We start from the raw sequence: 21489 nt of genomic DNA, 5'->3' as shown, positions 1-21489 counted from the left end.
CGTCGCCTAAGCTTCCCTTAAGGGAGGCATAAGGAAGCGTTAAGCTAACGGGCCGGACAATGCGGGCAAACTGAAAAGAGGAGAGGCCATGCGTCTGCTACTGGTCGAAGACGACGACATGATTGCGGAGACGGTATTGGGCGCGATGCGCCGCTCGGGCTACGCGATCGACTGGGCCGAGGACGGCCGCGCGGCGGAACTGTCGCTGGGTAACGGCGTGTACGACCTCGTGCTGCTCGATCTCGGCTTGCCGAAGAAGGACGGCATCGACGTGCTCAATGCCTACCGCAAGAGCGGCGGCGCTGCGCCGGTGATCATCCTGACCGCGCGCGATGCGGTCGACGATCGGATTCGCGGTCTCGATGCGGGCGCCGATGATTACCTGATCAAACCGTTCGACCTCGACGAGCTGGCCGCACGGGTGCGCGCGCTATTGCGCCGGCGCACCGGCCAGAAGCAGCCCGTCTATGCGCACGGCGAGCTCACACTCGACCCCGCGGCACACGAAGTCACCAAGGGCGGCGAAGTGCTGCCGCTCGTGCCGCGCGAGTTCGCGTTGCTGCAGGCGCTGATCGAAGAGCCCACGCGCGTGTTCACCAAGGCCGAGCTGGAAGAAAAGCTATACGGCTGGGGCGAGGAGGTGGGCAGCAACACCATTGAAGTGCATGTGCACAGTTTGCGGCGCAAGATCGGCGCGGAGCAGGTGGTGACCGTGCGCGGCGTGGGCTACCGTCTGAAGAGGTGCTGATGACGTCGATTCGCCGCTGGCTGCTGGGCTGGCTGATTTTTGGTCTGGCCGCGGCCTCGGGCGTGGCCGCCTTCGGCATCTTTCACACCGCGCGCGAAGAAGCGAGCGAACTATTCGACTACGAGCTGCACACGGTGGCGCTGTCGTTGCCGTCGAATCTGGTCGGCGCGAGCGACGGCGAGCATCACAATCCTGACCTGGGCGACCTGGCCGACGACCGGGTCCTGATCGAGATCTGGGACCGGTCCGGCAATCTCATCTATCACTCGATGCGGGAGCCGGTATTCTCGCGTTTGCCTGCGGGCTTCAGCACGGTCGAGCGCGGCGAGAATCACTGGCGCGCGTTCGGGTTGGAACAGCACGACCGTTATATCCAGGTTGCGCAGCCGATCTCCGTGCGCGAAGACCTCGCGCTGCAACTGGCGCTGCATACGCTGTGGCCGCTCGGCGTGCTGGTGCCGGTGACGATCGTGCTGGTGCTGCTGGTGGTGGCGAGGGGACTGGCGCCGATCGGCGGGCTGACGCGCGCGCTGACCACCCGGTCGCTCGATTCGCTGGAGCCGTTGCATCTGGATGGCACCGTGCCTGTCGAAATCAAGCCGCTGGTGGAAGCGCTCAACGATCTGCTGCAACGCCTGAACGTCGCTTCGCAGGCGCAGCGTATCTTTATTGCCGATGCCGCGCATGAGTTGCGCTCGCCGCTTGCCGCGCTGAAGCTGCAATTGCAGGCGGCTTCCCGCGACGGCTCGTTAAAGGGTGAGGGGCAAACGCTGGAGCGCGTCGAGGGGCGGGTCAACCGGATCATTCACCTGGTGCAGCAGTTGTTGACGCTGGCGCGTGAAGATGCGCATCCCGTGACGTCGATGGTGCCGGTGAGTTTGCGCCGCATCGGCGAGCAGGCGGTGGGGGATCTTTCGCTGCTCGCGGAGACCAAAGAGATCGATCTCGGGCTTGAGTGTGAAGACGCTCGCGCGGCCTACGATGCTTATACGGTATTGGCTGAGCCACATGGGATGAGTGTGTTGCTGGGGAATCTGATCAACAACGCGATCCGGCATACGCCGCGGGGTGGGCGCGTGGATGTGATTCTGAAGCGCTCTGGCGAGAGGGTCGGGTTTGATGTGGTGGATAGCGGGTCCGGGATACCGGAGGCTGAAATCGAGCGCGTGTTTGATCGGTTTTATCGAGGGGAAGAGGCGCAGGGCGAGGGCAGTGGGCTTGGGTTGGCGATCGTGTCGCGGATTGCCACGCGGCATCAGCTTGCACTTTCCTTGCGGAATAATGTTGGGCGGGCTGGGTTGTGTGTGTCGGTTTTTGGCCTGACGGCGTATGAGGTTGGGGTGCCTGTTGCGGCTAAAAGCTGAACGTTGGCGGCAGCTCGCGCGCAGTGCATCGCCGCCTGTCAGGAACGTGCTTCAACACGCTGCTACAATCCTGTCTTTCTCGATTGATTGTGCGCTATGGGTTTCGAACAACTCGCTGAATTGAAGAAGCAACTGGCTGCGGCACGCGCCGAAGCTGCGCCTGCGGCCAAGCCTGTCGCCAAGCCCGGTGCGAAGCCCGCGCGCAAGCCGTCGCCGCCGCGCCGTGCCGCGCCCGCTCACAAGCCGACGGCCGACGCCAAGCCAGCCGCTGACGCCAAACCTGCGGCCGACGCAAGGCCGGTGGATCCGGTGGTGAAATCGATCGGGAGATTGCAAAAGCGCTTCCCGAATGTATTTCCGAAGAATCCGGCGCCCAAGCTCCCGCTGAAGGTCGGCATCTTCGAGGACCTCGTGGTTCACGCGAAGGAACTGTCGCTGAGCGAAGCCGAGTTGCGCGACGCGATCAAAACTTGGTGCCGTGGCAGCCGCTACTGGAAGTGCCTGGTTGAAGGCGCCGCGCGCGTCGATCTGACGGGCGGCGAAGCAGGCAAGGTGACGGCGCAGGAAGCGGCCGGCGCGCAGCGTCTGCAGGCGCATCGTGCGGGCAGGGGCGCGGCGAAAGCAGCGGCTCCGTCGGCTGACGCGTCCGCCAATGCTTCGGGCGCTTCGGTTGATTCTGGCGCTGCGGCCGATGCGGTCCCTTCGGCCGATGCAGCAGCGCAAGCTGAGGCGACCTCGCAAGCTGACGCGCAGAACCAGCCGCAGACTACTTCGACGGACACTCCGGCAGCTGAATCGACTACGCCGCCGGCAGCACCGTCGGCCACCGCCGAAGCGTAAAAAGAGGTCCGCCGCTCCGTCTAGGGCGGGCTGCCTTGCGCCGCCAGCCGGACGCGCACAAAGCCGACGTGCTCGCGCAGCACATAGAACGCGTCGGCGTATGCGAGCGGCATACGCAAGTGGCTAAGCGAGGCCTCGATATGATCGAGTTCCGCGAAAAGCTGCTTGCGCTCCTCCTCGGTCGAGTCGGCGAGTGCGCCGCGTTCGATCGCAATCAGCGCACCGTAATAGCGATAGATGCGCGAGCGTACGCGCCACCGGTACAGTGCCGGGATCAGCCGCATCGCCGGAAACAGCAGCACCGCCACCGGCAGCAGCAGAACGAGCGTGCGGTCGCCGATGCTCGCGAGCCAGAACGGCAGCGTGCGGTATAGAAAACTCTTACCGGTCTTGTAGTAGCGCTGCGCGTCTTCGCTGATCTGATATTCATGGGCGATCGGACTCGGGAATTCCCCCGCGTGCTGCAACAGCCCTGGCATACCGTGCACCTCCTGCGCGGCCTCGATCAATAAGTCGGAAATGGCCGGATGCAGACCGGTCCGAGCCACCAATTCGACCGTCGGGCTGATCAGATGGATGGTGTCTGGCGGAATTCTGTGCTTGAGATCCAGCACGCCGGGCGGCAGGTCGATTTCGTCGAGATACGGAAAGAGGCGCGTATAGGCGCTGGCTTCGTCGAAATTCATCACGGAGATGCCGGGCACTCTCAGGAGCCGCAGCATCAGGCCGCGCGTGGCCGAGTCGCCGTTCAGGATCGCCGCGTCGACGTCGCCCGCCACGAGTTGCGTGGCGGCCTGCAAGCCGTCGCTCGGCACCAGCACCGTATCGCCGCCCGGTTCGATACCGTTTGCTTCCAGCAGTTTGAGCGCCAGCAGGCGCGTGCCGCTGCCTTCGCGGCCGATTGCAATCCGTTTGCCTTCCAGTTCTGAAAGCTCGCTGATACCCGTGCCGCGATAGAACACCACCACCGGAATATAGAAAACGCTGCCGAGCGACATCAGCGATGACGTATCGAGCCCGTCGGCCACACCGCCTTGCACGAGTGCGAGATCGACATGCTGTTTCGGATCCAGCAGACGCTGCAGATTCTGCACCGAGCCATCCGATTCCAGCACCTTCAGTGTGATGCCGTTGTGGGCGAGGATCTTCTTGTACTGATCGGCGGCGACGAGAAACGAACTGTCGTGAGGGCCCGCGCTCATCGTGATGGTCTTCGGCGGCGCCGGATCGACCACCCAAACGATCAGCGTGATCGCCAGCACGAAAAGCGCGGCCACGATGACGTAAGGCACGGTGTGATCGCGCCACTCCGCATGCGAGTGATCTCCGGGAAAGTGCGGGGGACGCGGGCGATGCGCTTTCATGGGCACTCCGTGCCGATAGCCGGGATAAGGCATTGTCTACTGTCCGGAGCGGGTTTGCCGTTGGAAGTTTGCTCTGTTGACCGCGGGTGCCGCCGGACCATCGAGCGGCGAGTGAAGTTCTGCCATTGCAGTGTCGTAGCGCAGCAGCGGATGCGCGCGCGGCGTGCAGGTAAAATGTCCGGCATAAGCAGCGCCTTGCCGGCCAGGATGCGCGATACGCCATGGCATAATCCACGACAGCTTCTCATCGTATCGCCGGGCGCCTCTTGAGTCGTTTCCATCGGAAGATCGGCAGTTGGCTGGGATTGTTTGCGATCCTGATGGCTACGCTCGCGCCAACGATCTCGCATTCGCTCGCCGCACGCAACGGCGGTGAAATGGGAATGGAAGCCGAGCATTGCTCGATGCCGTCGATGGCTTCCATGCCGGAGATGGACGCCATGTCCTCGATGCCCTCGATGGCGGCTCAGGCACCGGACAATCCCGGCAGCAAACACGCTCAACACGCTGCCACGTCCGACGGCGATGCCTGCGGCTATTGCAGTCTGCTCGCCCACATGCCCGTGGTGCCCAGCGTCGAGGCGCTGTTCTTCGTCACCGTCCGCGCGCTTCAGCACACCGTCGCTACCCGCTTCGAGAGCGTTCGCCGCGTCGAACCGCTTACCTTCGCGCAGCCTCGCGCCCCTCCGTTCGCATCCTGATTCGAGTCACACCGGCGCGATGCCATGAGCGCATCGCGATGCCGTCACACGTTCGTCTGCAGACGCGCGCGCTGGCATTGTCACGATCCATGAACAGGATGAACCATGCAAACCCAAGCAACGCGCAGCGCGATACCGCTGCGCGCGGCGTCGCTCGTTGCGGCTGCCGCCAGCGTTTTTTTCCTCGCTCCTTCGCTCGCTAGTGCTCACGCGATTGCGGGCAACCGCGTCTTTCCGTCGACGATGGCTGTCGACGATCCCGGTGTCGGCGACGAAGCCAATCTCGAGTACGGGCACCAGCGCGTGCCGGGCGATACCGGCGATCAAAGCATCAATACCTTCAATTTCGAGTACGACAAGCTGATCACGTCCCGGCTGGCGGTGTCGGTAAACGGCGCCTACGTGATGCAAAACAATCCGAAGGCACGCGGCTTCGACAATTTCGGCGTCGGTTTGAAGTACCTGCTGTACGTCAACGATGAACATGAGTTCATGACCTCCGTCGGTGTGACCGCTCAACTTGGCGGCACGGGAAGCCGCGCGATCGCGGCCAACTTTTCGACGATCTCGCCGACGATCTATGCTGGTAAGGGCATGGGCGATCTTCCCGCATCCCTGGCATATCTGCGGCCGATCGCGATCACGGGTGTAGCCGGCCCGGCGCTGACAACGGGAGCGGGGCAGCCGAACGCGTTCAACTACGGTTTCACGGTGCAATACAGCTTGCCGTATCTGCAGCAGCACGTGCACGACGTCGGCCTGCCGCAACCGTTGGCGAATGTCATTCCGCTGGTGGAGGTTCCGCTCTCGAGAAGCCAGGGGCAGACAACCGGCACGGTCAATCCGGGCTTCATCTGGATCAACCGCTATGGCCAGTTCGGTGTTGAAGCGCAAATCCCGATCAACCATGCAAGCGGCTCGCACGTGGGTATTCTGGTCCAGGCCCATGTTTTCTTCGACGATGTCGCGCCGACCACGATTGGCAAACCTCTCTTCCAGTAACGCAGTCATACCGTAACGCAGGAGCAAGCGATGAAAAACGATCGACATGACCTGCTGCACGCCGCAGCGAAGGTGTCGTTGGTGATTGCCGGGCTCGCGTTCGCGAGTGCTGCTTTCGCGCATGTATTTCCGCGGAAGCAGGAGCCGGGTGCGGGCGCGACGGTGGCCTCGCCTGCGCAGGTCCGGGTGATGTTCGACGGGCCGCTTGAGCCGTCGTTCAGTTCGCTGACCGTGACCGACGCAAGCGGCAAGCAGGTCAATACGGAGAAGTCTGCAGTCGATGCTCGTCAGACGGCGGTGATGGTGGTGCCGTTGCCGGCGCTTGCGGCTGGGCATTACACCGTGCACTGGGTGGCTGTGGCATCTGATGGGCATCGCACGCATGGCGATTATGGGTTTGATGTGAAGTAGTTGCCTGCTCGGCGCTTGTTGTCTCTATGCCTGCGGCGTTGGCCTTTCCTTGTTTTCTTATTGGTTTATTAGCGTCGCCCCTGTGCGGGGCGGCACCTACTTCTCTTTGCTGCAAAGAGAAGTAGGCAAGAGAAAGCAGCTCAAACCGCTAATTCTTAAGCGGGTCCCCTGGCTTGGAGGTGGCAGTGGTGCATCTGGAATCCGCGCCCTCGCGCACTCAGCGCCAGTGACAAAGGGCTCATCAGCTCCCACTCCGCACTGCGTGCGTCGCGGATGGGTATGCCTGGGAAACCTAAGGTTTCGTTTTGTGCGTGGCGGGGCCATCGGCTTCGCCTCGGCGAGGCGCTCCCGCTCTCATTGGCGAACCCCACTTCGAATCAAATGTCGATGCGTCGCATTCGCAGCGAGGCAGCCGCAGTTGCGCCCGCGGCGGCGATGCAATGACGAGTCAGGGAACTGGGCATACCGCAGGAGCGAAAGCGTAGCGGGCGGTTTTATGAATGACCCTTCGGCGCGCGCAGCGCCGCCGGAAGAATGATGCCTTTGTCACAAGCGCGGAGTGCGCGAAAACACAGATTCCAGATGCACCACTATCCCCTCCAAGCCAGGAGACCCGCTTAAGAATTAGCGGTTTGAGCTGCTTTCTCTTGCCTACTTCTCTTTGCAGCAGCAAAGAGAAGTAGGTGCCGCCCCGCACAGGGGCAACGCTAATAAACCAATAAGAACACAAGGAAAGGCCAACGCCGCAGGCATACAGACAACAAGCGCCCCGCAGGCAAAAAAAATTTCAAAACTTATGCCGCATCCCAATCCTGACAACAGCCTGCTTATCATCGGCCGACGCAGAAGGCCCATTAATAGCAGCTACGGCCTGCTTGCCAGTCGAATCCGTCCCGGAGGCTTTCTGATAAACCCCAATCAGATACACATCAGTACGTTTCGACACGAAGTAATCGATCCCCGAAGCAACCTGCTGATAAGTCGCCCCCGTCATGCCCTTAACCGAACTTCCCTTCATATAGTCATACGCCACGCCACACAGCAAATCAGGCGCAATCTGATACTTGAAGCTCACCTCCGCATTATTCAACGTAGCATTGCCGCTCAGGCCAGCCAGATTCGGCCCCGAAGAAAGATCCCCAAGATCACGAAAACTCGTATTCGAATACGTCGCGCCGAACGTCGCCGCACCGAAAAGATAAGACGCCCCAGCACCAATCACATGCAGTGACTTCGCCGACGCATACCCGGAATACACCGGCGACGCCATATTGCTGCCCGGCACACCATTCACAGTAGCGGCAGGACTCCCAGTACTGCCGAAGAACGACGTGTTCGGATTGGCAACATCGAGATAACCCACACCAAGCGCCAACGGTCCATTCACATACCCAGCCGACACCGACCAGATCCGATTGCGCGAAAAATTACCCGCGACGCCGCCCAGGCTATACATACCTTCCACCGTCAAACCACCGTATGTGTTGCTGGTGAACTTGATCGCGTTGTTCGTCGAGTTAGTATTGTTGATGTTGTCGAGATCGCCAGGATGCGCCGTCATATAGCCACCCCATTGATCGCCGACCTCGAACGGGCCGAGGATATCAACGTTCGTGTCGTACTGACGGCCGAGCGTCACCGTGCCGAACGAGCCTGACAAACCCACCCACGCCTTCTTGCCAAATAACAAACCGCCCTGGCCGAGCTTGCCGGTGCTGGCGTCGAAACCGTTCTCCAGCATGAAGATCGCTTTCAAGCCACCGCCAAGGTCTTCCGCGCCGCGCATGCCCCAGCGGCTTTGCTGCATCACACCGCTCAGCAGACGAACCGCGCTATGACCCGAGACGCTGCCGTTGGCGTTGGCCGTCGCCGCATTGCTCGTATAACTCAAACCTTCATCGACGATGCCGTATAGCGTGACGGCACTCTGTGCATGCACCACTGCCGGAAAGGTAGAGGCAAGGCATACTGCCAGTAGCGTTTTTTTCATGTTGTCTGACGCGCAAGTTAGAGAAAGTGCGAAAAGTGACGGACGTGTTCGCTCCCGCGAGCCACGCGTTGCTTGCCTGCAAGCAGCCGGCGGCGAAACCGGCTACCGGAAGAACCCCGGATTTAGCGGTGTTTAACGGCGCCCGGCGATAAGCGGCGGCCGCATCGTGCCGTGCGCCGCGGCGGTCTCATAGGCGTGGCCGAATTGCAGCAGCCCCCAGTCGTCGCGAAAACGTCCGGCGATCTGCAGGCCGATCGGCAAGCCGGACGCGCTAAAGCCGCACGGCAAAGCGAGCACCGGCGATTCGGTGGAGGACAGATACCAACAGATGCGCATCCAGTCGATGTACGAGTCGTACTGCGTGCCCATGAATTCAGCGGGCCAGCGCAGATCGGCATCGAAGGGCAGCATCTGCGTGGCGGGCAGTACGTAATACGCGTGGTTGTCCATGAAGCGGCGCATGCGCTCGAACAACGCCGTCTTGCGCACGAACATATCGCCCAGATCCGCTGCGGATAGCGAGCGATGCAAGCGGCACTCTGCTTCGATTTCCGGCTTCAGTTGTGCACGTGCATCGGCATCGAGCTGATCGACCAAGCTGCCGATCATCCACGCACGCTCGATGCGGAACACGTCTTCGGCATCGCCGAGATCGGGGTCGGCGAATTCCACTTCGCAGCCCATCGACTCGAACACTGCTGCCTGGGCACGCACGGCCCGCTGAATCTCGGGATCGACGGCAAGACCGGCAAGCTGGACCGACATGGCGACGCGTGTGCCGCGAAAGTCGCGTTGTAACGGTTGTGCGAAGCGCGATCCAGGTTCGCTGATTTCGGTCGCGGTTTCGCCAGAGGGCCCGGAGATCGCGCTTAACAGCAAGGCGGTATCGGCGACATCACGCGCCATCGGGCCATCTACGCCGAGCGTCGCCCAGCCGTTCGAATCCGGCGCGCGCGGCACGCGTCCGGGCGACGGACGCAAACCGACCACCGCATTCCACGCGGCCGGATTGCGCAGCGAGCCCCCCATGTCGCTGCCGCAAGCGAGTGGATTCATCCCGCACGCAACGGATGCCGCCGCGCCGCCGCTGCTGCCGCCGGCGGATTTGCTCAGGTCCCACGGATTACGTGTCACGCCGAACACTTCGTTGAAGGTGTGCGAACCGGCGCCGAACTCAGGCGTGTTCGATTTGCCGATCATTAGCGCACCTGCGGCATCGCAGCGGCGCCCGATCAATGCGCTGTGCTGCGGTACGTGATGCTCGAAGACCTTCGAGCCGAATGTGGTGCGCACGCCGCGCGTCGCGGTCAGGTCCTTTTGCGAAACCGGCAGGCCGTGCAGCGGACCTTGCCAGACGCCGCGCGCCCATTGCGCGTCGATTTCCGCGGCGCGGCTCTTCAAGGCGGATTCGTCGGCGATCGTCACCAGTGCGTTGACCTGCGGGTTGACGGCCTCGATGCGTAAGAGGTGTGCATTCAGAATGTCGACGGCGCTCACTTCCTTCTTTCGCTGCAGATCGAGCAGGGTGCGCGCGGACAGGTCGCAGAGTTCGCTGTTCGCAGCGAGCGGTGCATCGGCATGAAGAGTGTCTGACATAAGAATTTCGTGGTGTTGAAGAGTGAATGACGCGTGCGTGGCGGCCTAGATGTCTTGACGCGTGCGGTCGACCACAAACAGCAGTGCGATCAGCGAGAGCATCCCGCAGACGATCACGTACCAGGCGGGCGCGGCAGGATTCCCGGTCGCCTGAATCATCCACGTCACGATGAATTGCGCAAAGCCACCGAAGATCGACACGCCCGCGGCGTACGCAATCGAAAGCCCCGTTGCGCGCGTGCTGCGCGGGAACATCTCAGGCAGCATCGAACCGGTCGCGCCTGCGTTGATGGAGTGCAGCGCTGCGAGTGCGCAGACCACCAGATATAACGTGCTGACCGAAGGCGAATGCTGGATCAGATAGAAGCCCGGCAGAATGAGCACGGTCAGAAGCACGCGCGAGATGAAAGCGACGCGTTTGCGGCCGAGCGTGTCGGACCAGATGCCGCCCACTGGCGACATCACCAGCATCACTGCGCCCGCGAGAATCCCGCACCAGAGCGCAGCATCCATCGGCAGATGCAGCACCTTGATCGCATACGTCGACATGTAATAGATCACGATGAAATGCGCCGACGTGCCGCCGACCACCAGAAAAAGGGCCACCAGGACGAGGCGCCAGTCGCGTTGCAGAACAGTCTTCAGGACGCCGGCGGAATCGCGCGCGGCGTCGGCAGGCGCATCAGCTTCGCCGCCTAGCCGCGAACGCAGATAAAGGCCGAGCGGCGCGATCAGTACACCCGCAAGAAACGGAATGCGCCATCCCCAAGCTTCGAGCGAAGCTTTGTCGAGGTAGTGCGACAGCAGGAAACCCACCAGCGAACCGGCGAGTGCCGCTGCACCCTGGCTCGCGAACTGCCAGCTCGTGATGTAGCCGCGTCGCGCCGTTGAGGCGCGTTCCGCGAGCAGGGTGGTCGCGACGCCCACTTCGCCGCCAGCGGAAAAGCCTTGCAGCAAACGCGCGGCGACGATCGCGAGCGGCGCTGCGATGCCGATTTGCGCGTAGGTGGGCATCACGCCGATCAGGCCAGTGCCGACCGCCATCGTCACGAGCGTGAGATTCATCGCCACGATGCGGCCGAAGCGGTCCGCCAGCACACCGAACAGCACACCGCCAAGGGGGCGCGCGATGAAGCCGATGCCGAACGTGCCGACCGAGAGTAAGAGTTGCTGTTGCGATGAAGCGAGGGGGAAGAACAGCTTGCCGAGCAGCACGGCAAAGAAGCTGTAGACGGTGAGATCGAAGAATTCGAATGCGTTGCCGATCGTCGTTGCGACGATCAGCCCGCGGGTCGATGCGCCATGCCTCGCGCTTTGACTGACATCGTGAAGCGAAGAACGGAGTGAAGGTGACTTCATGTACGGGATCCCTCTGGAGGTGAATCAATCCGTGATGCTTTGATATCGCTTCAATATCGATTCGAGAGCGCTTTGATCGAGCGGAGCGCCTTCAATGACGACGACAGGAAAAGTCTAGGGAGTCAAAAAAGCATTCTCGATTTGCTTTTTCTTATTGTGATAACGCTGGGTTATCGCGCCCGGCTAGGCGGGCGTTGGGGCTGCCGCGAGCAGCACGGCAATGGGTATTTGGGAGCATGGCCGGGGTTTTTCCCGCGGTGTACCATCGATTCAAGCCATCAACCGCTGGCTTCAGCCGCATGGTTGACGCCAACCGTGGTGCCTCTTTCTCTAACCGCTTATCCGACCGCTCACCCGTGAAATACAACCAGTTGCGCGCTTTAGTGGCGATTGCCCAGCACGGCAGCATTCGCGCCGCGGCCAAAACGGTGTGTTTGTCCCAGCCCGCATTGACCAAGGCGATTCGCGAGCTTGAACAGGAATTGGGCGTGCCGCTGGTGTCGCGCAGCGCGCGTGGCGCGCAACTCACGCAGTTCGGCCAGGCCGTGTGTGCGCGCGCGAGGCTCATCTTGGCCGAGATGCAGCACGCGAAAGAGGACGTGATCCAGCTATCCGGCCAGGCGGGCGGTACGGTGTCGTGTGCGGTCACGCCGCTGGTGTCGCTGAAGTTTCTGTCGCGCGCCATTCACTCGTTCCGGCAGCGTATGCCGAAAACGCGGCTCTCGGTTCAGGAGGGTTTTCTGACGGCGGCGTTGGCGCGGCTGCGCGATGGCTCGCTCGACTTCGTGATCGCTATCGTCGATGAAAAAAAGCTGGCGGCGGAATTCGTGTTCCGCTCGTTGCTCGAAGGCGAGTTGATCATTTCCGCTCGCAAAGGGCATCCGTTGGCGAATGCCGAATCGATCACGGAACTGGCAGGCGCGGAGTGGATGCTCAATACCACGCCCGAAAGTATCGGTCAGTCGCTTCAGGACTTTTTCGTGCAGCATGGGGCGAGTGCGCCGCATGTGGTGGTGGAGTGCAGCTCGTTCAGTGCGAGTTTTTCGCTGTCGGTGAATAGCAATTTGCTGTCATGTTGTCCGAAGAGTTTTCTGGAAACCGACTGGATTCGCGAGCGGCTCGTTTCGGTACCGGTGCGAGAGGTATTGCCGCGCGTGTCGGTCGGCATCATCTCGCGGCGTGACGCATTGAATACGTCGGCCTGCGACTATTTGATCGACTGCTTTGTCGAGGCCGTCGCGGCTGTGCCGCAGTTTCAGTTCGATAGGGATAGCGCGGGCGTGGTTTAAGCGGAGCGGAAATCGGTGAGCCGGCAGGCCTATCTACGACTGGAGCAAAGGAACTGGATCATGCAGACGTTTTTTCATCCGGCACAGTTGAAGCACCATCCTCGCAGCTATCTGTCGCGTGGTCAGATGCGCACGCCGCAAGAAGTGCCCGAGCGTGCGTTGCGGCTCGTTGAAGCCGCCAGGAAACTCGGCTTCGACGTGCGCGAACCGGCGGATTTCGGCGCCGCGCCGCTCGCCGAAGTGCATGGCATGAACTATCTGCGCTTCCTCGAAGAAGCGCACCGCGAGTGGAAGAAGATGTCTGCGGAATGGGGCGAGGAAGTGATGTCGAACGTGTACATCCGCGAGAATAATCCGTTGCGCGGTGTGCTTGCGCAAGCGGCACGTTATCTTGCCGACGGCAGTTGCCCGGTCGGCGCGGATACTTACGAATCTGCCTACTGGTCCGCGCAAAGCGCGCTGGCCGGCGCGCATGCGATTCTCGACGGTGCCGGTGAAGCGTACGCGTTATGCCGGCCGCCGGGCCATCACGCGCGTGCCGAAGCAGCAGGTGGTTTCTGCTATCTGAACAACGTGGCGGTCGCGGCGCAAGCGCTGCGGCAACAGTATGGGCGCGTGGCGATTCTCGATACGGACATGCATCACGGCCAAGGCATCCAGGAGATTTTCTACGACCGTAACGACGTGTTGTACGTGTCGATTCACGGCGATCCCACGAATTTCTATCCTGTCGTAGCCGGTTTCGAAGACGAGCGCGGCGCGCAGAAAGGCGAGGGCTATAACGTCAATCTGCCGATGCCGCACGGCTCGTCGGAAGCGGTGTTCTTCGAGCAACTGGACGCGGCGTTGCGCGTTCTCGCACGTTTTCAACCCGATGTGCTGATCGTTGCACTGGGCTTCGACATCTACAAGGACGATCCGCAATCGATGGTGGCGGTGACGACGGAGGGCTTCGGCCAACTCGGCGGCCAACTCGGCGCGCTGAAACTGCCGACTCTGATCGTGCAGGAAGGGGGGTATCACATCGAGACGCTCGATGCGAACGCGCAATCGTTTTTCCGCGGATTTGCATCGAAGCGATGAAGTGAGCGGAGTGGTCCCCTCTGAGTTAAGAGCGCGGTTCGGGAAAGTTATCGTAAGCGTTAAAAGCACGCCGCGACGCGCCGAGCGCTCGCCCGACCTTCGCTTGTGCGTTCCGCGCCCCGCGCCTTGCCGATTGTTCGGCTCACCCGACGTATCTATTCGTTTTCAGCCGCTTTATCCCTGCGGCGTGTGTGCCTACATTGTGTCCAGTGACATGACAGCGCCACTGCAGTTCCAGCTTCATCGACGTCGGCCCCGCGAATCTTCGCGGCAGCGCGTCAGCGCGAACTCCATCCAAAGGAAACGATCATGAGCAAGCTCACAGGTAAGGTTGCGGTTGTAACGGGCGCATCGAAAGGCATCGGCGCCGCGATTGCGAAGGCATTGGCGGCCCAGGGCGCGTCGGTGGTGGTGAACTACGCGTCCAGCAAGGCGGGCGCGGACGATGTGGTCGCCGCAATCACGACGGCGGGCGGTAAGGCCGTGGCTGTTGCAGGCGATGTGTCCAAGGCCGCCGACGCGCAAGGCATCATCGATGCGGCAGTCGAAACGTATGGTCGCCTCGACATTCTCGTCAACAATTCCGGCGTGTATGAGATGGCACCGATTGAAGAGATCACCGAAGCGCACTTCCATAAGCACTTCAATGTGAACGTGCTGGGTCTGCTATTGGTCACGCAAGCGGCGGTGAAGCATCTGGGCGAAGGCGGCAGCATCGTGAACGTCAGTTCGGTCGTCAGCCGCATCACGCCGCCGGGCAGCACGGTCTATACAGCCACCAAGGGCGCGGTGGACGCCATCACCGGCGTGCTCGCACGTGAACTCGGCCCGCGCAAGATTCGCGTCAACTCCGTGAATCCCGGCATGGTAGAAACTGAAGGCACGCATAGTGCCGGCTTCATCGGCTCGGACTTCGAGACCTGGGCGGTCAGCACAACGCCGCTCGGCCGCATTGGTCAGCCTGACGATATCGCCGACGTCGCCGTGTTCCTCGCCTCCGACGACTCACGCTGGATGACCGGCGAGAGCCTGATCGCCAGCGGCGGTTCGCGGTAACGGGATTGGTGCGAAGCGTGTGGTCGTGTGGCCGTGCGTTCGCGCGGTGAGGCTCGTAGTGAAGCTATGCACCGCCTCGACACACGCTCACCGCATCAAGACCGCATGAAAGCGCCGCCGGGCAGTGCTTGCCCGGCGGCTTATCGTTTTATTAACCCGTCACGGCGGCGTCGCCCGTCAACTCCACCGCAAACAACGCATCCAGCAGATTCGACCCCGGTCGCTCAGCGAGCCGCGTGAGCGATTCGATCATCTGCACCTGGCAATCCTGCAGCGGAATCATCCTGATCCGCCGCGACTCGTTGAATTCGGCACGCGCGATCACGCCCACACCCATACCCTGCGCGACCGCTTCCTCCAGGGCTTCACGCCCGTCCACATACATCACCGGTTCGACCTGCAACGACTCGCGCACCAGTTCGATCTCCAGCAACTGCTGCGTGACCGATTGCGGCTCGCGAAAAAGCATCGGCTGTTGCACGAGTTCCGCATAGCTCAGCTTGCGTTTCTTCGCCAACGGATAGCTTGCCGGCACCATCGCCACCAGTGGATCGCGCCGCAGCACACGCGACTCGAGCCGGCTGTGCACCTGCGGGGCGGCGGTAATGGCGGCATCGACCGCGCTCGACAGCACGCGCTGCATGCAGTCCGCGGCATTGGCGATCGAGAGCGTCACGACGATCCCCGGATGCAGCTTGCGAAACGCGCCGATCAACGCGACCGCCAGATCGGGCGCGTCCGCCACCAGCGAGAGCGAGCCGGACTCGAGCCCACCCGCCGATTCGAGCAGTTGCCGCGCGTCGCGCTCGCAACTGAGCATCTGCCGCGTCACGCTGAAAAGGCGCAGACCGAGTTCGGTGGTTTCGACGCCGCGCGGGCCGCGCTCGAACAATTTGACGCCGTAGTCCTGTTCGAGCCGCTTCACGTGATCCGACACCGCCGGCTGCGTGAGCGACAGCGCCTGCGCCGCTTTGGAAAACCCGCCGTGTTCCGCGACCGCATGAAACGCCCGCAATTGCGCGTATTGCACGTCTGCCTCGTCGAGAGATAAGTTTTTGCGATACCTGCATCGATTATATCGATTTTACCGATGGACAGCCTTTCTGTACTGTGTAAGGCACCGAAACAGCGATACCGGAGATTCCAAACATGGAAAGCGCGATCGACAGCTCCCCAGCAGCGTCCGCAATGCCTTCAACCGTAACGTGTGCCGCGCCGGCCAAGGGCGAACCGTACCTGTTGACCCCGGGACCGCTGACCACGGCGTTCTCGACCAAGGAAGCGATGCTGCGCGACTGGGGCTCGTGGGACGGCGACTTCCGCGCGATGACTGCCCAAGTGCGCCGCAGCCTGCTGGACATTGCCGGCGATACCGCGGGCGAGTACGACTGCGTACCGCTTCAGGGCAGCGGCAGTTATTGCGTCGAAGCGATGCTCGGCAGCCTGATTCCGCGCGACGGCCACGCCCTGGTGCTGGCTAATGGCGCCTACGGCAAGCGCATTGCGACCACGCTCGGTTATCTCGGCCGCGCCTGCACGGTGCTCGACAAGGGCGACTATCTGCCGCCGCGCGGCGCCGAAGTCGAAAGCATGCTGGACGCCGATCCGCGCATTACGCACGTGGTCGCGGTACATTGTGAAACGAGCTCCGGGATTCTCAATCCGATCGAAGAAATCGCCGCCGCCACCGCGAAAAAAGGCCGCAAGCTGCTGATCGACTCGATGAGCGCATTCGGCGCGGTGCCGCTCGATGTGAATCAGATTTCGTGCGAGGCCTTCGTGTCGTCGGCGAACAAATGCATCGAGGGCGTGCCCGGCTTTGGGTTCGTGATTGCCCGCAAGACTGCCTTGCAGGAGGCCAAGGGCCGCAGCCATTCGCTCTCCCTCGACGTGTACGACCAGTGGGACGTGATGAACCGCACGGGTCAATGGCGCTTCACGCCGCCGACGCACACGGTGGCCGCGTTTATCGAGGCACTCCGTCTGCACAAGCTGGAAGGCGGCCAGGCCGGGCGTCTCGCGCGGTATGCGAACAATCGCGACGTGCTGGTCGCGGGCATGCATGAACTCGGTTTCGAGCCGCTGCTGAATGCGCGTTGGCGCTCACCGATCATCGTGACGTTTTTCGCGCCGGCACATCCGTCGTTCAAATTCGAGCGCTTTTATGAATTGATGAAGGAGCAGGGATTCATCATCTATCCTGGCAAGCTGACGGTGGTGGACAGCTTCCGCATCGGCTGCATCGGTCAGGTGGATGAGCGGGTGATGCGCCGCGTGGTGCAGGCCTGTGCGCAGTCGTTGCAGGCGATGGGCGTCGACCACGCCGCGCCGCCGGCGGTGGCGATCGAGGAGCGCAAGATTCTGGCCGAAGCGGCGTGAACAGGGCGGCCTGGGCGCGAGGCGAGCGGCCTTGATCTGATCCGGGTTATATCGGGAGGTTCGAGGGACCGTTGCCGCTTGCGTGAAAGCGTAACGCGGACCAATCGCGGGTCATGGTCATCGAGGTGTGACCCGCTAACACGTTTTACGAACCTGATGCCGTGATTCTCGCCATACCGCAGCGTGCGCTTCGAATCGCGCTCGTCGTGGCTAAATTCGCTTCCAGTGGCGAAGCGGAGTATGCGGTATGGGTAGGATCAAGTGGTTCATCACGGCGCTGGCGCCTGTGCTGTGGGGCACGATGCCGTTGACGGCAAGCGAAGCAACCGCGCCCGGTCATCCACTTTTCATCGCGACTGTGCGCAGTCTCGGCGCCGGTCTCGTGATTCTGGCGCTGTTCCGCAGACTGCCGCCGCGCGCCTGGCTCGGGCGAATTGTCATCCTCGGCACGGTCAATATTTCGCTGACGTTCGGGCTGTTCTTCGTCTCGGCTTCGCATCTGCCCGGCGGCATGATCACCATCTTCATGGCCCTCGCGCCGTTCTGGGCGGCGTTGCTGAGTTGGCCGCTTCTTGGCCAGCCGGTGCGTGCTGAACGTTTGTTGTTGATCGCGTTCTGTGTGTTGGGCGTGGCGTTGCTGGTCCGCGCGTCGCCGGCTGCACTCAATCCTATTGGTGTGCTGGCGGGACTGGGCGCGTCGGCCTCGATGGGATGCGGAATCGTCCTGTTCAAGAAGTGGAACCGACCGGATACGCTACTTGTGTTCACCGGCTGGCAGCTGCTGGCGGGCGGTCTGTTTCTCGCTGCCGCTACGTTGCGTTTCGAGCCTTTACCTGCGCATTTCGGATTACGTAACGGTTTTGCCCTCGGTTATCTTGTGCTGGCAGCGACGATCGTCGCATATGGTTTGTGGTTTCGCGGTATCGAGCAGCTCGGCGTGCAAAGGACTTCGATGCTGTTACTACTGGTGCCCATGGTGGGACTCGCTGTCGATATCGTCTGGCTCGGCAGGCATTTGACGGCGTGGCAAGGTCTGGGCGCGGCGATCGTACTGGGCGGTCTGATTCTCGATGCGATGGCGGGGCAGCGTTCGCAGCGTTTGGATAGACGGCGGGCACAAATGGACAATTTGCCGCGATCTGCGCCGCGGCCTCAGTCTTCCGAACAGAAATGGGAACGGGTCGAGTAGGGCTGCTTAAGTTTACCCAAATGAGTGTACCCACCTAAATACGCCCACGTAAGCAGTGCGGAAACCCACCGACGACGATGCGATTCCCGTCTAATCGTAGCCGCGCGATCATAGCGCTGCCGCTATCAGCTTCAGCCCCGCAGGCAGCGATTCGCCGAACACCCGGCCTTCGTCGGCGTCATCGAGTTCCACCGTCTCGCTGACCATCGTGATCCACGCGCGCGGCGCATTGGCCGCTTCGAGCCTGCGCACCACCGCATGGCGCAACGCTTCGGGCAGGTCGCGCGAGCGGTCGCCGGTCATGCGCGCGATCTGCACGGCGGCGAATGCCGCGGGGTCGACCTTCTTCCAGTCGAGCGCGAGGATTGCGTTGAGCCAAAGTGCTGCGATGTCCGGCTGCACGACGCTATGCGCGCTGCCATAGAACGGCCGCCGCGCACCGATGCGGCCGACCGCCCACCAGCTCTGATGATTTTCCGCGGGTTTCTTCAGCCGCGTGAGCACCGACTCGCCTAGCTCGATCTTGCGTTCGACCGGAATGCGTTCGAGCGATGCGCTTAACCGGACCATGTCGGTGAAGCCGGTTTTCGACACGTCGAACGGCAGCTTATGGCGTGATTGCGCGGCTGTTTGCAGATAGGCCATTGCGTCGAGCACGCGCAGTTGCGCGCTTTCGTCGAGGCCGCCCGCCGCGCGGCGCCATAGCGTCCACCATTCCGACCAGACCTGGCTTTCGTTGATGTACTGGATGCCGTCGTCGAAGAGCGACCAGAGTTGTTCGACGCGCCATTCGTCGAGCGGATAGCCGAAGCCCGGCCGTACGCAATAGCCGGCCAGATTCAACCACACGCGTTCGTGGTCCGCCGTGCGCCGCCGACGGCGCGCGCGGTCCCACAGCGCACCGAACAGTTCGCGCAGCAGCGCGCTGTTCCAACCCTCGCGCGGGCCGAGCAGTTGTTCGAGTTGCGAGCGCAGGCGTTTGACTTCTTTCGGGTCGACCTTTTGCGCGCGTGAGCCGAAGCATCGGTCGATATGGTCGATCGCTTCGTCGAGCGCGGGGTGCCGGGCTTGTGCCGGATCCTTGGACAGGTCCACCTGAGCGTCTTCGCGGCGCAACTGGAATTCGAGCAGCCAGCGCTGCGCCGGATTGTCGAGCTCGATGCAGTGCACGTCGAGCGTGCCGACTTCCGTGAGGGATGTTGCGATCTGTACCGCGGTTTCGCCGCGCGCCGTGCTCGCGCCGCGCGGTTCCACGATCGTCGCGATGGGTGGCAGCCGAACGAAGTCGCCTTGCGCAAGGTCGGTCAGTTCGCCTGGTTGATAGACGGTGTCCGCGCTTGAAGAGGCCAGGTGAAAGCGCACGGGGTGCCCGAGGCGCAGCGCGAACGTGCGGTCTTCGATCCGGATCTCGTGGCCTTCTTCGGTGCCGCGCGGGCGAGGGCATAAGCGACCGCGCCGCGCGCCACGGCGACGTCAGGATTGTTGTTGTGCAGAACGTTGAGCGGCTCGCCGCGCCATGTGCTCAAGGTGCTGGACAGGCGCTGCGTGAGCGCCTCAGCGCGAAACACGCCGCCGTTCAGCAGCAGCGTGTCGGGTATCGGCAAAGGCTCGTCCGGACCTTCGCAAGCATCGGAGGAACCGGGAGAGGAACCGGGAGAGGATCCGGGAGAAGAACCCAGCGCCTTGCGCGACTGCGCCGCGAAGCGGCCCAGAAACGCCGCGATATGACGCGTGACGGCTGCATCGGTCGCATAGGGCAGGCCGAACTCGACGATCGCGCCGCGCGGCCTGCCGGGCCGTTCGGTCGACGCCACCGCCGGAAAGAATCCGTCGACGATGATCTGCTCGACCTCCTCGCGCGTGACCTGCGCCGTGCGCGCGCCGCCGATCAGCTTCGAGCCCGCGCCGAGCAGCGTGATCGAAGCGGACTCCGGCGCGTGCGGGCCGAGCAGTTGTTCCTTCGCGCCGCGGCAACGCTCGACCAGTTGCGACAGGCTCGCCGCCGACAAACGCGTGCGCTCGTTGCCTGCTTGAGGCAAGCGCGCTTCGACCCGATGCGCGAGCGCGAGATCCATGTTGTCGCCGCCGAGCATCAGATGGTTGCCCACGCCGATGCGCGTGAGCTCCGGCTCGCCGTCGCGCATGCGGACTTCGATCAGCGTGAGGTCGGTGGTGCCGCCGCCCACGTCGCAGATCAGCACGAGCCGCGTGTCTGACAGTTCAGTTGCAAGGCTCTCGCGGTGATGAAACAGCCAGTCGTAGAACGCGGCCTGCGGCTCTTCCAGCAGCCTTAAGGTGGGCAGGCCCGCCATACGCGCCGCTTCCACCGTCAGCGCTCGCGCGCCTTCGTCGAAAGAAGCGGGCACCGTCAGCACAATGTCCTGCGCTTCGAGTGGCGCGTCCGGAAAACGCTGATTCCAGGCCGCCCGGACGTGCGCCAGATAGCTCGCGCTGGCTTCGACCGGCGAGACTTTGCGGACGTCGTCCGCGGCGCCCCACGGCAGAATCGGCGCGACCCGATCCACCGACGCGTGCGACAGCCAGCTCTTCGCGCTCGCTACCAGCCGTCCCGGCACCTGGCCGCCGAGCGCACGCGCGAGCCGCCCGATCACGACAGGTTGATCCGCCTGGTTCAGCTGGCCCGGCGCGCCATCGGTTGAACCATCCGCCGCGCGCCAAGGCAACTGCAAATCGCCCGCACTCAACTCGCCCGGCGCCGCGTGATACCGCACCGAAGGCAGGAGCGGCCGCGCGGCGACTTCGCCGAGACTCACCAGCTGATCGATCTCGAAGACGCGAATGTCCTGCGAGCCCGCCGCGGCGTAGGCCAGCACCGTGTTACTGGTGCCGAGATCAATGCCGACGCTGTAGCGCTTCATCTCGGTCATGCATTGGCGCTGCCGCGCACGTCGAACTCAACCTTCCAGCGCTCGTCGGTGCCGCGCGGCATGGCTTCGAGTTCGAGCGTGCCGGCTTCCGTCACGCGTGCATGCAGTTTCACCGGCACCACTTCACCGGCAGTGCGGCCGGCGGACGGCAGCGTCGCCTGGATTTCTTCAAGCTCCTGCAATTCCTCGGGGCCCCAGAAGTCGAGCAGCGTGCCGACCTGATCCTGACG

The 21489-nt window shown here is 62.6% G+C and carries 16 protein-coding genes and 2 pseudogenes; 11 read left to right on the top strand and 7 right to left on the bottom strand.

The window, feature by feature from the left end; translation table 11 throughout:
• Positions 1–88 precede the first annotated feature (88 nt).
• From GNZ13_RS38200 to GNZ13_RS38190, 3 genes are all read left to right on the top strand, one after another.
• On the top strand, positions 89–748 hold the full coding sequence (locus GNZ13_RS38200; protein ID WP_172174730.1) for a response regulator: 660 nt from the start codon (positions 89–91) through the stop codon (positions 746–748).
• Entirely contained in the window at positions 748–2112 is a 1365-nt protein-coding gene (locus GNZ13_RS38195; protein WP_172174727.1) for an ATP-binding protein, read from the top strand. Before GNZ13_RS38200 ends, GNZ13_RS38195 begins: the two co-directional genes overlap by 1 nt.
• A 96-nt stretch (positions 2113–2208) precedes the next feature.
• Entirely contained in the window at positions 2209–2952 is a 744-nt protein-coding gene (locus tag GNZ13_RS38190; protein WP_172174724.1) for a ProQ/FinO family protein, read from the top strand.
• 20 nt (positions 2953–2972) lie between these two features.
• On the opposite strand, the gene GNZ13_RS38185 is transcribed toward GNZ13_RS38190, so the two are convergent.
• Positions 2973–4316: a TAXI family TRAP transporter solute-binding subunit gene (locus GNZ13_RS38185; protein ID WP_172174721.1), complete on the bottom strand. Its 1344-nt coding sequence runs from the start codon at positions 4314–4316 to the stop codon at positions 2973–2975.
• 266 nt (positions 4317–4582) lie between these two features.
• On the opposite strand from GNZ13_RS38185, the gene GNZ13_RS38180 reads away from it, so the two are divergent.
• From GNZ13_RS38180 to GNZ13_RS38170, 3 genes are all read left to right on the top strand, one after another.
• Positions 4583–5017, top strand: a complete 435-nt coding sequence (locus GNZ13_RS38180; RefSeq protein ID WP_172174718.1) for a DUF2946 domain-containing protein — start codon at positions 4583–4585, stop codon at positions 5015–5017.
• 105 nt (positions 5018–5122) lie between these two features.
• Positions 5123–6019 carry a hypothetical protein gene (locus GNZ13_RS38175; RefSeq protein ID WP_172174715.1) on the top strand — a complete coding sequence of 299 codons (897 nt, stop codon included), beginning with the start codon at positions 5123–5125 and terminating at the stop codon, positions 6017–6019.
• Positions 6020–6049: 30 nt separating this feature from the next.
• The gene (locus GNZ13_RS38170; protein ID WP_172174712.1) at positions 6050–6430 is read left to right on the top strand and encodes a copper resistance CopC family protein; all 381 of its coding nucleotides are present in this window, start codon (positions 6050–6052) and stop codon (positions 6428–6430) included.
• A 787-nt stretch (positions 6431–7217) separates the two neighbouring features.
• On the opposite strand, the gene GNZ13_RS38165 is transcribed toward GNZ13_RS38170, so the two are convergent.
• The 3 genes from GNZ13_RS38165 to GNZ13_RS38155 all read right to left on the bottom strand — a co-directional run bounded on the left by GNZ13_RS38165 (position 7218) and on the right by GNZ13_RS38155 (position 11375).
• Positions 7218–8420 (bottom strand): porin, encoded by a 1203-nt coding sequence (locus tag GNZ13_RS38165; RefSeq protein WP_172174709.1) that lies wholly within the window; start codon positions 8418–8420, stop codon positions 7218–7220.
• A 132-nt stretch (positions 8421–8552) separates the two neighbouring features.
• Positions 8553–10016, bottom strand: coding sequence for an amidase (locus tag GNZ13_RS38160; protein ID WP_172174706.1), 1464 nt, complete (start codon positions 10014–10016; stop codon positions 8553–8555).
• A gap of 45 nt (positions 10017–10061) precedes the next feature.
• Positions 10062–11375, bottom strand: a complete 1314-nt coding sequence (locus GNZ13_RS38155) for an MFS transporter (RefSeq protein WP_172174703.1) — start codon at positions 11373–11375, stop codon at positions 10062–10064.
• A 356-nt stretch (positions 11376–11731) separates the two neighbouring features.
• Here GNZ13_RS38155 and GNZ13_RS38150 point away from each other — a divergent pair, with 356 nt between their 5' ends.
• The 3 genes from GNZ13_RS38150 (at position 11732) to GNZ13_RS38140 (ending at position 14803) form a co-directional block, all read left to right on the top strand.
• On the top strand, positions 11732–12664 hold the full coding sequence (locus GNZ13_RS38150) for a LysR substrate-binding domain-containing protein (protein ID WP_172174700.1): 933 nt from the start codon (positions 11732–11734) through the stop codon (positions 12662–12664).
• 60 nt (positions 12665–12724) lie between these two features.
• Complete coding sequence (locus GNZ13_RS38145; protein ID WP_172174697.1) at positions 12725–13747, top strand: histone deacetylase family protein; 1023 nt, start codon at positions 12725–12727, stop codon at positions 13745–13747.
• A gap of 309 nt (positions 13748–14056) precedes the next feature.
• Entirely contained in the window at positions 14057–14803 is a 747-nt protein-coding gene (locus GNZ13_RS38140; RefSeq protein ID WP_172174694.1) for a glucose 1-dehydrogenase, read from the top strand.
• Between the two features lie 151 nt (positions 14804–14954).
• Here the strand turns inward: GNZ13_RS38140 and GNZ13_RS38135 are convergent, their stop codons facing one another.
• Positions 14955–15833: a LysR substrate-binding domain-containing protein gene (locus tag GNZ13_RS38135; RefSeq protein ID WP_172174691.1), complete on the bottom strand. Its 879-nt coding sequence runs from the start codon at positions 15831–15833 to the stop codon at positions 14955–14957.
• Between the two features lie 119 nt (positions 15834–15952).
• Between GNZ13_RS38135 and GNZ13_RS38130 the strand changes: the two genes are divergently transcribed.
• Both GNZ13_RS38130 and GNZ13_RS38125 read left to right on the top strand, forming a co-directional pair.
• Positions 15953–17182, top strand: a complete 1230-nt coding sequence (locus tag GNZ13_RS38130) for a 2-aminoethylphosphonate--pyruvate transaminase (RefSeq protein ID WP_172174688.1) — start codon at positions 15953–15955, stop codon at positions 17180–17182.
• Between the two features lie 247 nt (positions 17183–17429).
• Positions 17430–18371 carry a DMT family transporter gene (locus tag GNZ13_RS38125; protein ID WP_172174685.1) on the top strand — a complete coding sequence of 314 codons (942 nt, stop codon included), beginning with the start codon at positions 17430–17432 and terminating at the stop codon, positions 18369–18371.
• A gap of 108 nt (positions 18372–18479) precedes the next feature.
• On the opposite strand, the pseudogene GNZ13_RS38120 reads toward GNZ13_RS38125, so the two are convergent.
• Together GNZ13_RS38120 and GNZ13_RS38115 are read right to left on the bottom strand one after the other, a co-directional pair.
• Positions 18480–21259 (bottom strand): annotated as a pseudogene (locus tag GNZ13_RS38120) (Hsp70 family protein).
• Positions 21256–21489: pseudogene (locus GNZ13_RS38115) on the bottom strand (Hsp70 family protein); the annotation flags it as partial. The pseudogenes GNZ13_RS38115 and GNZ13_RS38120, both read right to left, overlap by 4 nt.

This window comes from Paraburkholderia elongata, assembly GCF_013177735.1.
Taxonomy (GTDB): Bacteria; Pseudomonadota; Gammaproteobacteria; order Burkholderiales; family Burkholderiaceae; genus Paraburkholderia; species Paraburkholderia elongata.
This window is presented reverse-complemented; position numbering and strand designations above follow the sequence as displayed.

What these genes read in the sequence shown, in the direction of transcription:
- GNZ13_RS38200 (WP_172174730.1), top strand. Translation starts at nt 89, where the DNA reads ATGCGTCTGCTACTGGTCGAAGACGACGACATGATTGCGGAGACGGTA.
- GNZ13_RS38195 (WP_172174727.1), top strand. Translation starts at nt 748, where the DNA reads ATGACGTCGATTCGCCGCTGGCTGCTGGGCTGGCTGATTTTTGGTCTG.
- GNZ13_RS38190 (WP_172174724.1), top strand. Translation starts at nt 2,209, where the DNA reads ATGGGTTTCGAACAACTCGCTGAATTGAAGAAGCAACTGGCTGCGGCA.
- GNZ13_RS38185 (WP_172174721.1), bottom strand. Translation starts at nt 4,316, where the DNA reads ATGAAAGCGCATCGCCCGCGTCCCCCGCACTTTCCCGGAGATCACTCG.
- GNZ13_RS38175 (WP_172174715.1), top strand. Translation starts at nt 5,123, where the DNA reads ATGCAAACCCAAGCAACGCGCAGCGCGATACCGCTGCGCGCGGCGTCG.
- GNZ13_RS38170 (WP_172174712.1), top strand. Translation starts at nt 6,050, where the DNA reads ATGAAAAACGATCGACATGACCTGCTGCACGCCGCAGCGAAGGTGTCG.
- GNZ13_RS38165 (WP_172174709.1), bottom strand. Translation starts at nt 8,420, where the DNA reads ATGAAAAAAACGCTACTGGCAGTATGCCTTGCCTCTACCTTTCCGGCA.
- GNZ13_RS38160 (WP_172174706.1), bottom strand. Translation starts at nt 10,016, where the DNA reads ATGTCAGACACTCTTCATGCCGATGCACCGCTCGCTGCGAACAGCGAA.
- GNZ13_RS38155 (WP_172174703.1), bottom strand. Translation starts at nt 11,375, where the DNA reads ATGAAGTCACCTTCACTCCGTTCTTCGCTTCACGATGTCAGTCAAAGC.
- GNZ13_RS38145 (WP_172174697.1), top strand. Translation starts at nt 12,725, where the DNA reads ATGCAGACGTTTTTTCATCCGGCACAGTTGAAGCACCATCCTCGCAGC.
- GNZ13_RS38140 (WP_172174694.1), top strand. Translation starts at nt 14,057, where the DNA reads ATGAGCAAGCTCACAGGTAAGGTTGCGGTTGTAACGGGCGCATCGAAA.
- GNZ13_RS38130 (WP_172174688.1), top strand. Translation starts at nt 15,953, where the DNA reads ATGGAAAGCGCGATCGACAGCTCCCCAGCAGCGTCCGCAATGCCTTCA.
- GNZ13_RS38125 (WP_172174685.1), top strand. Translation starts at nt 17,430, where the DNA reads ATGGGTAGGATCAAGTGGTTCATCACGGCGCTGGCGCCTGTGCTGTGG.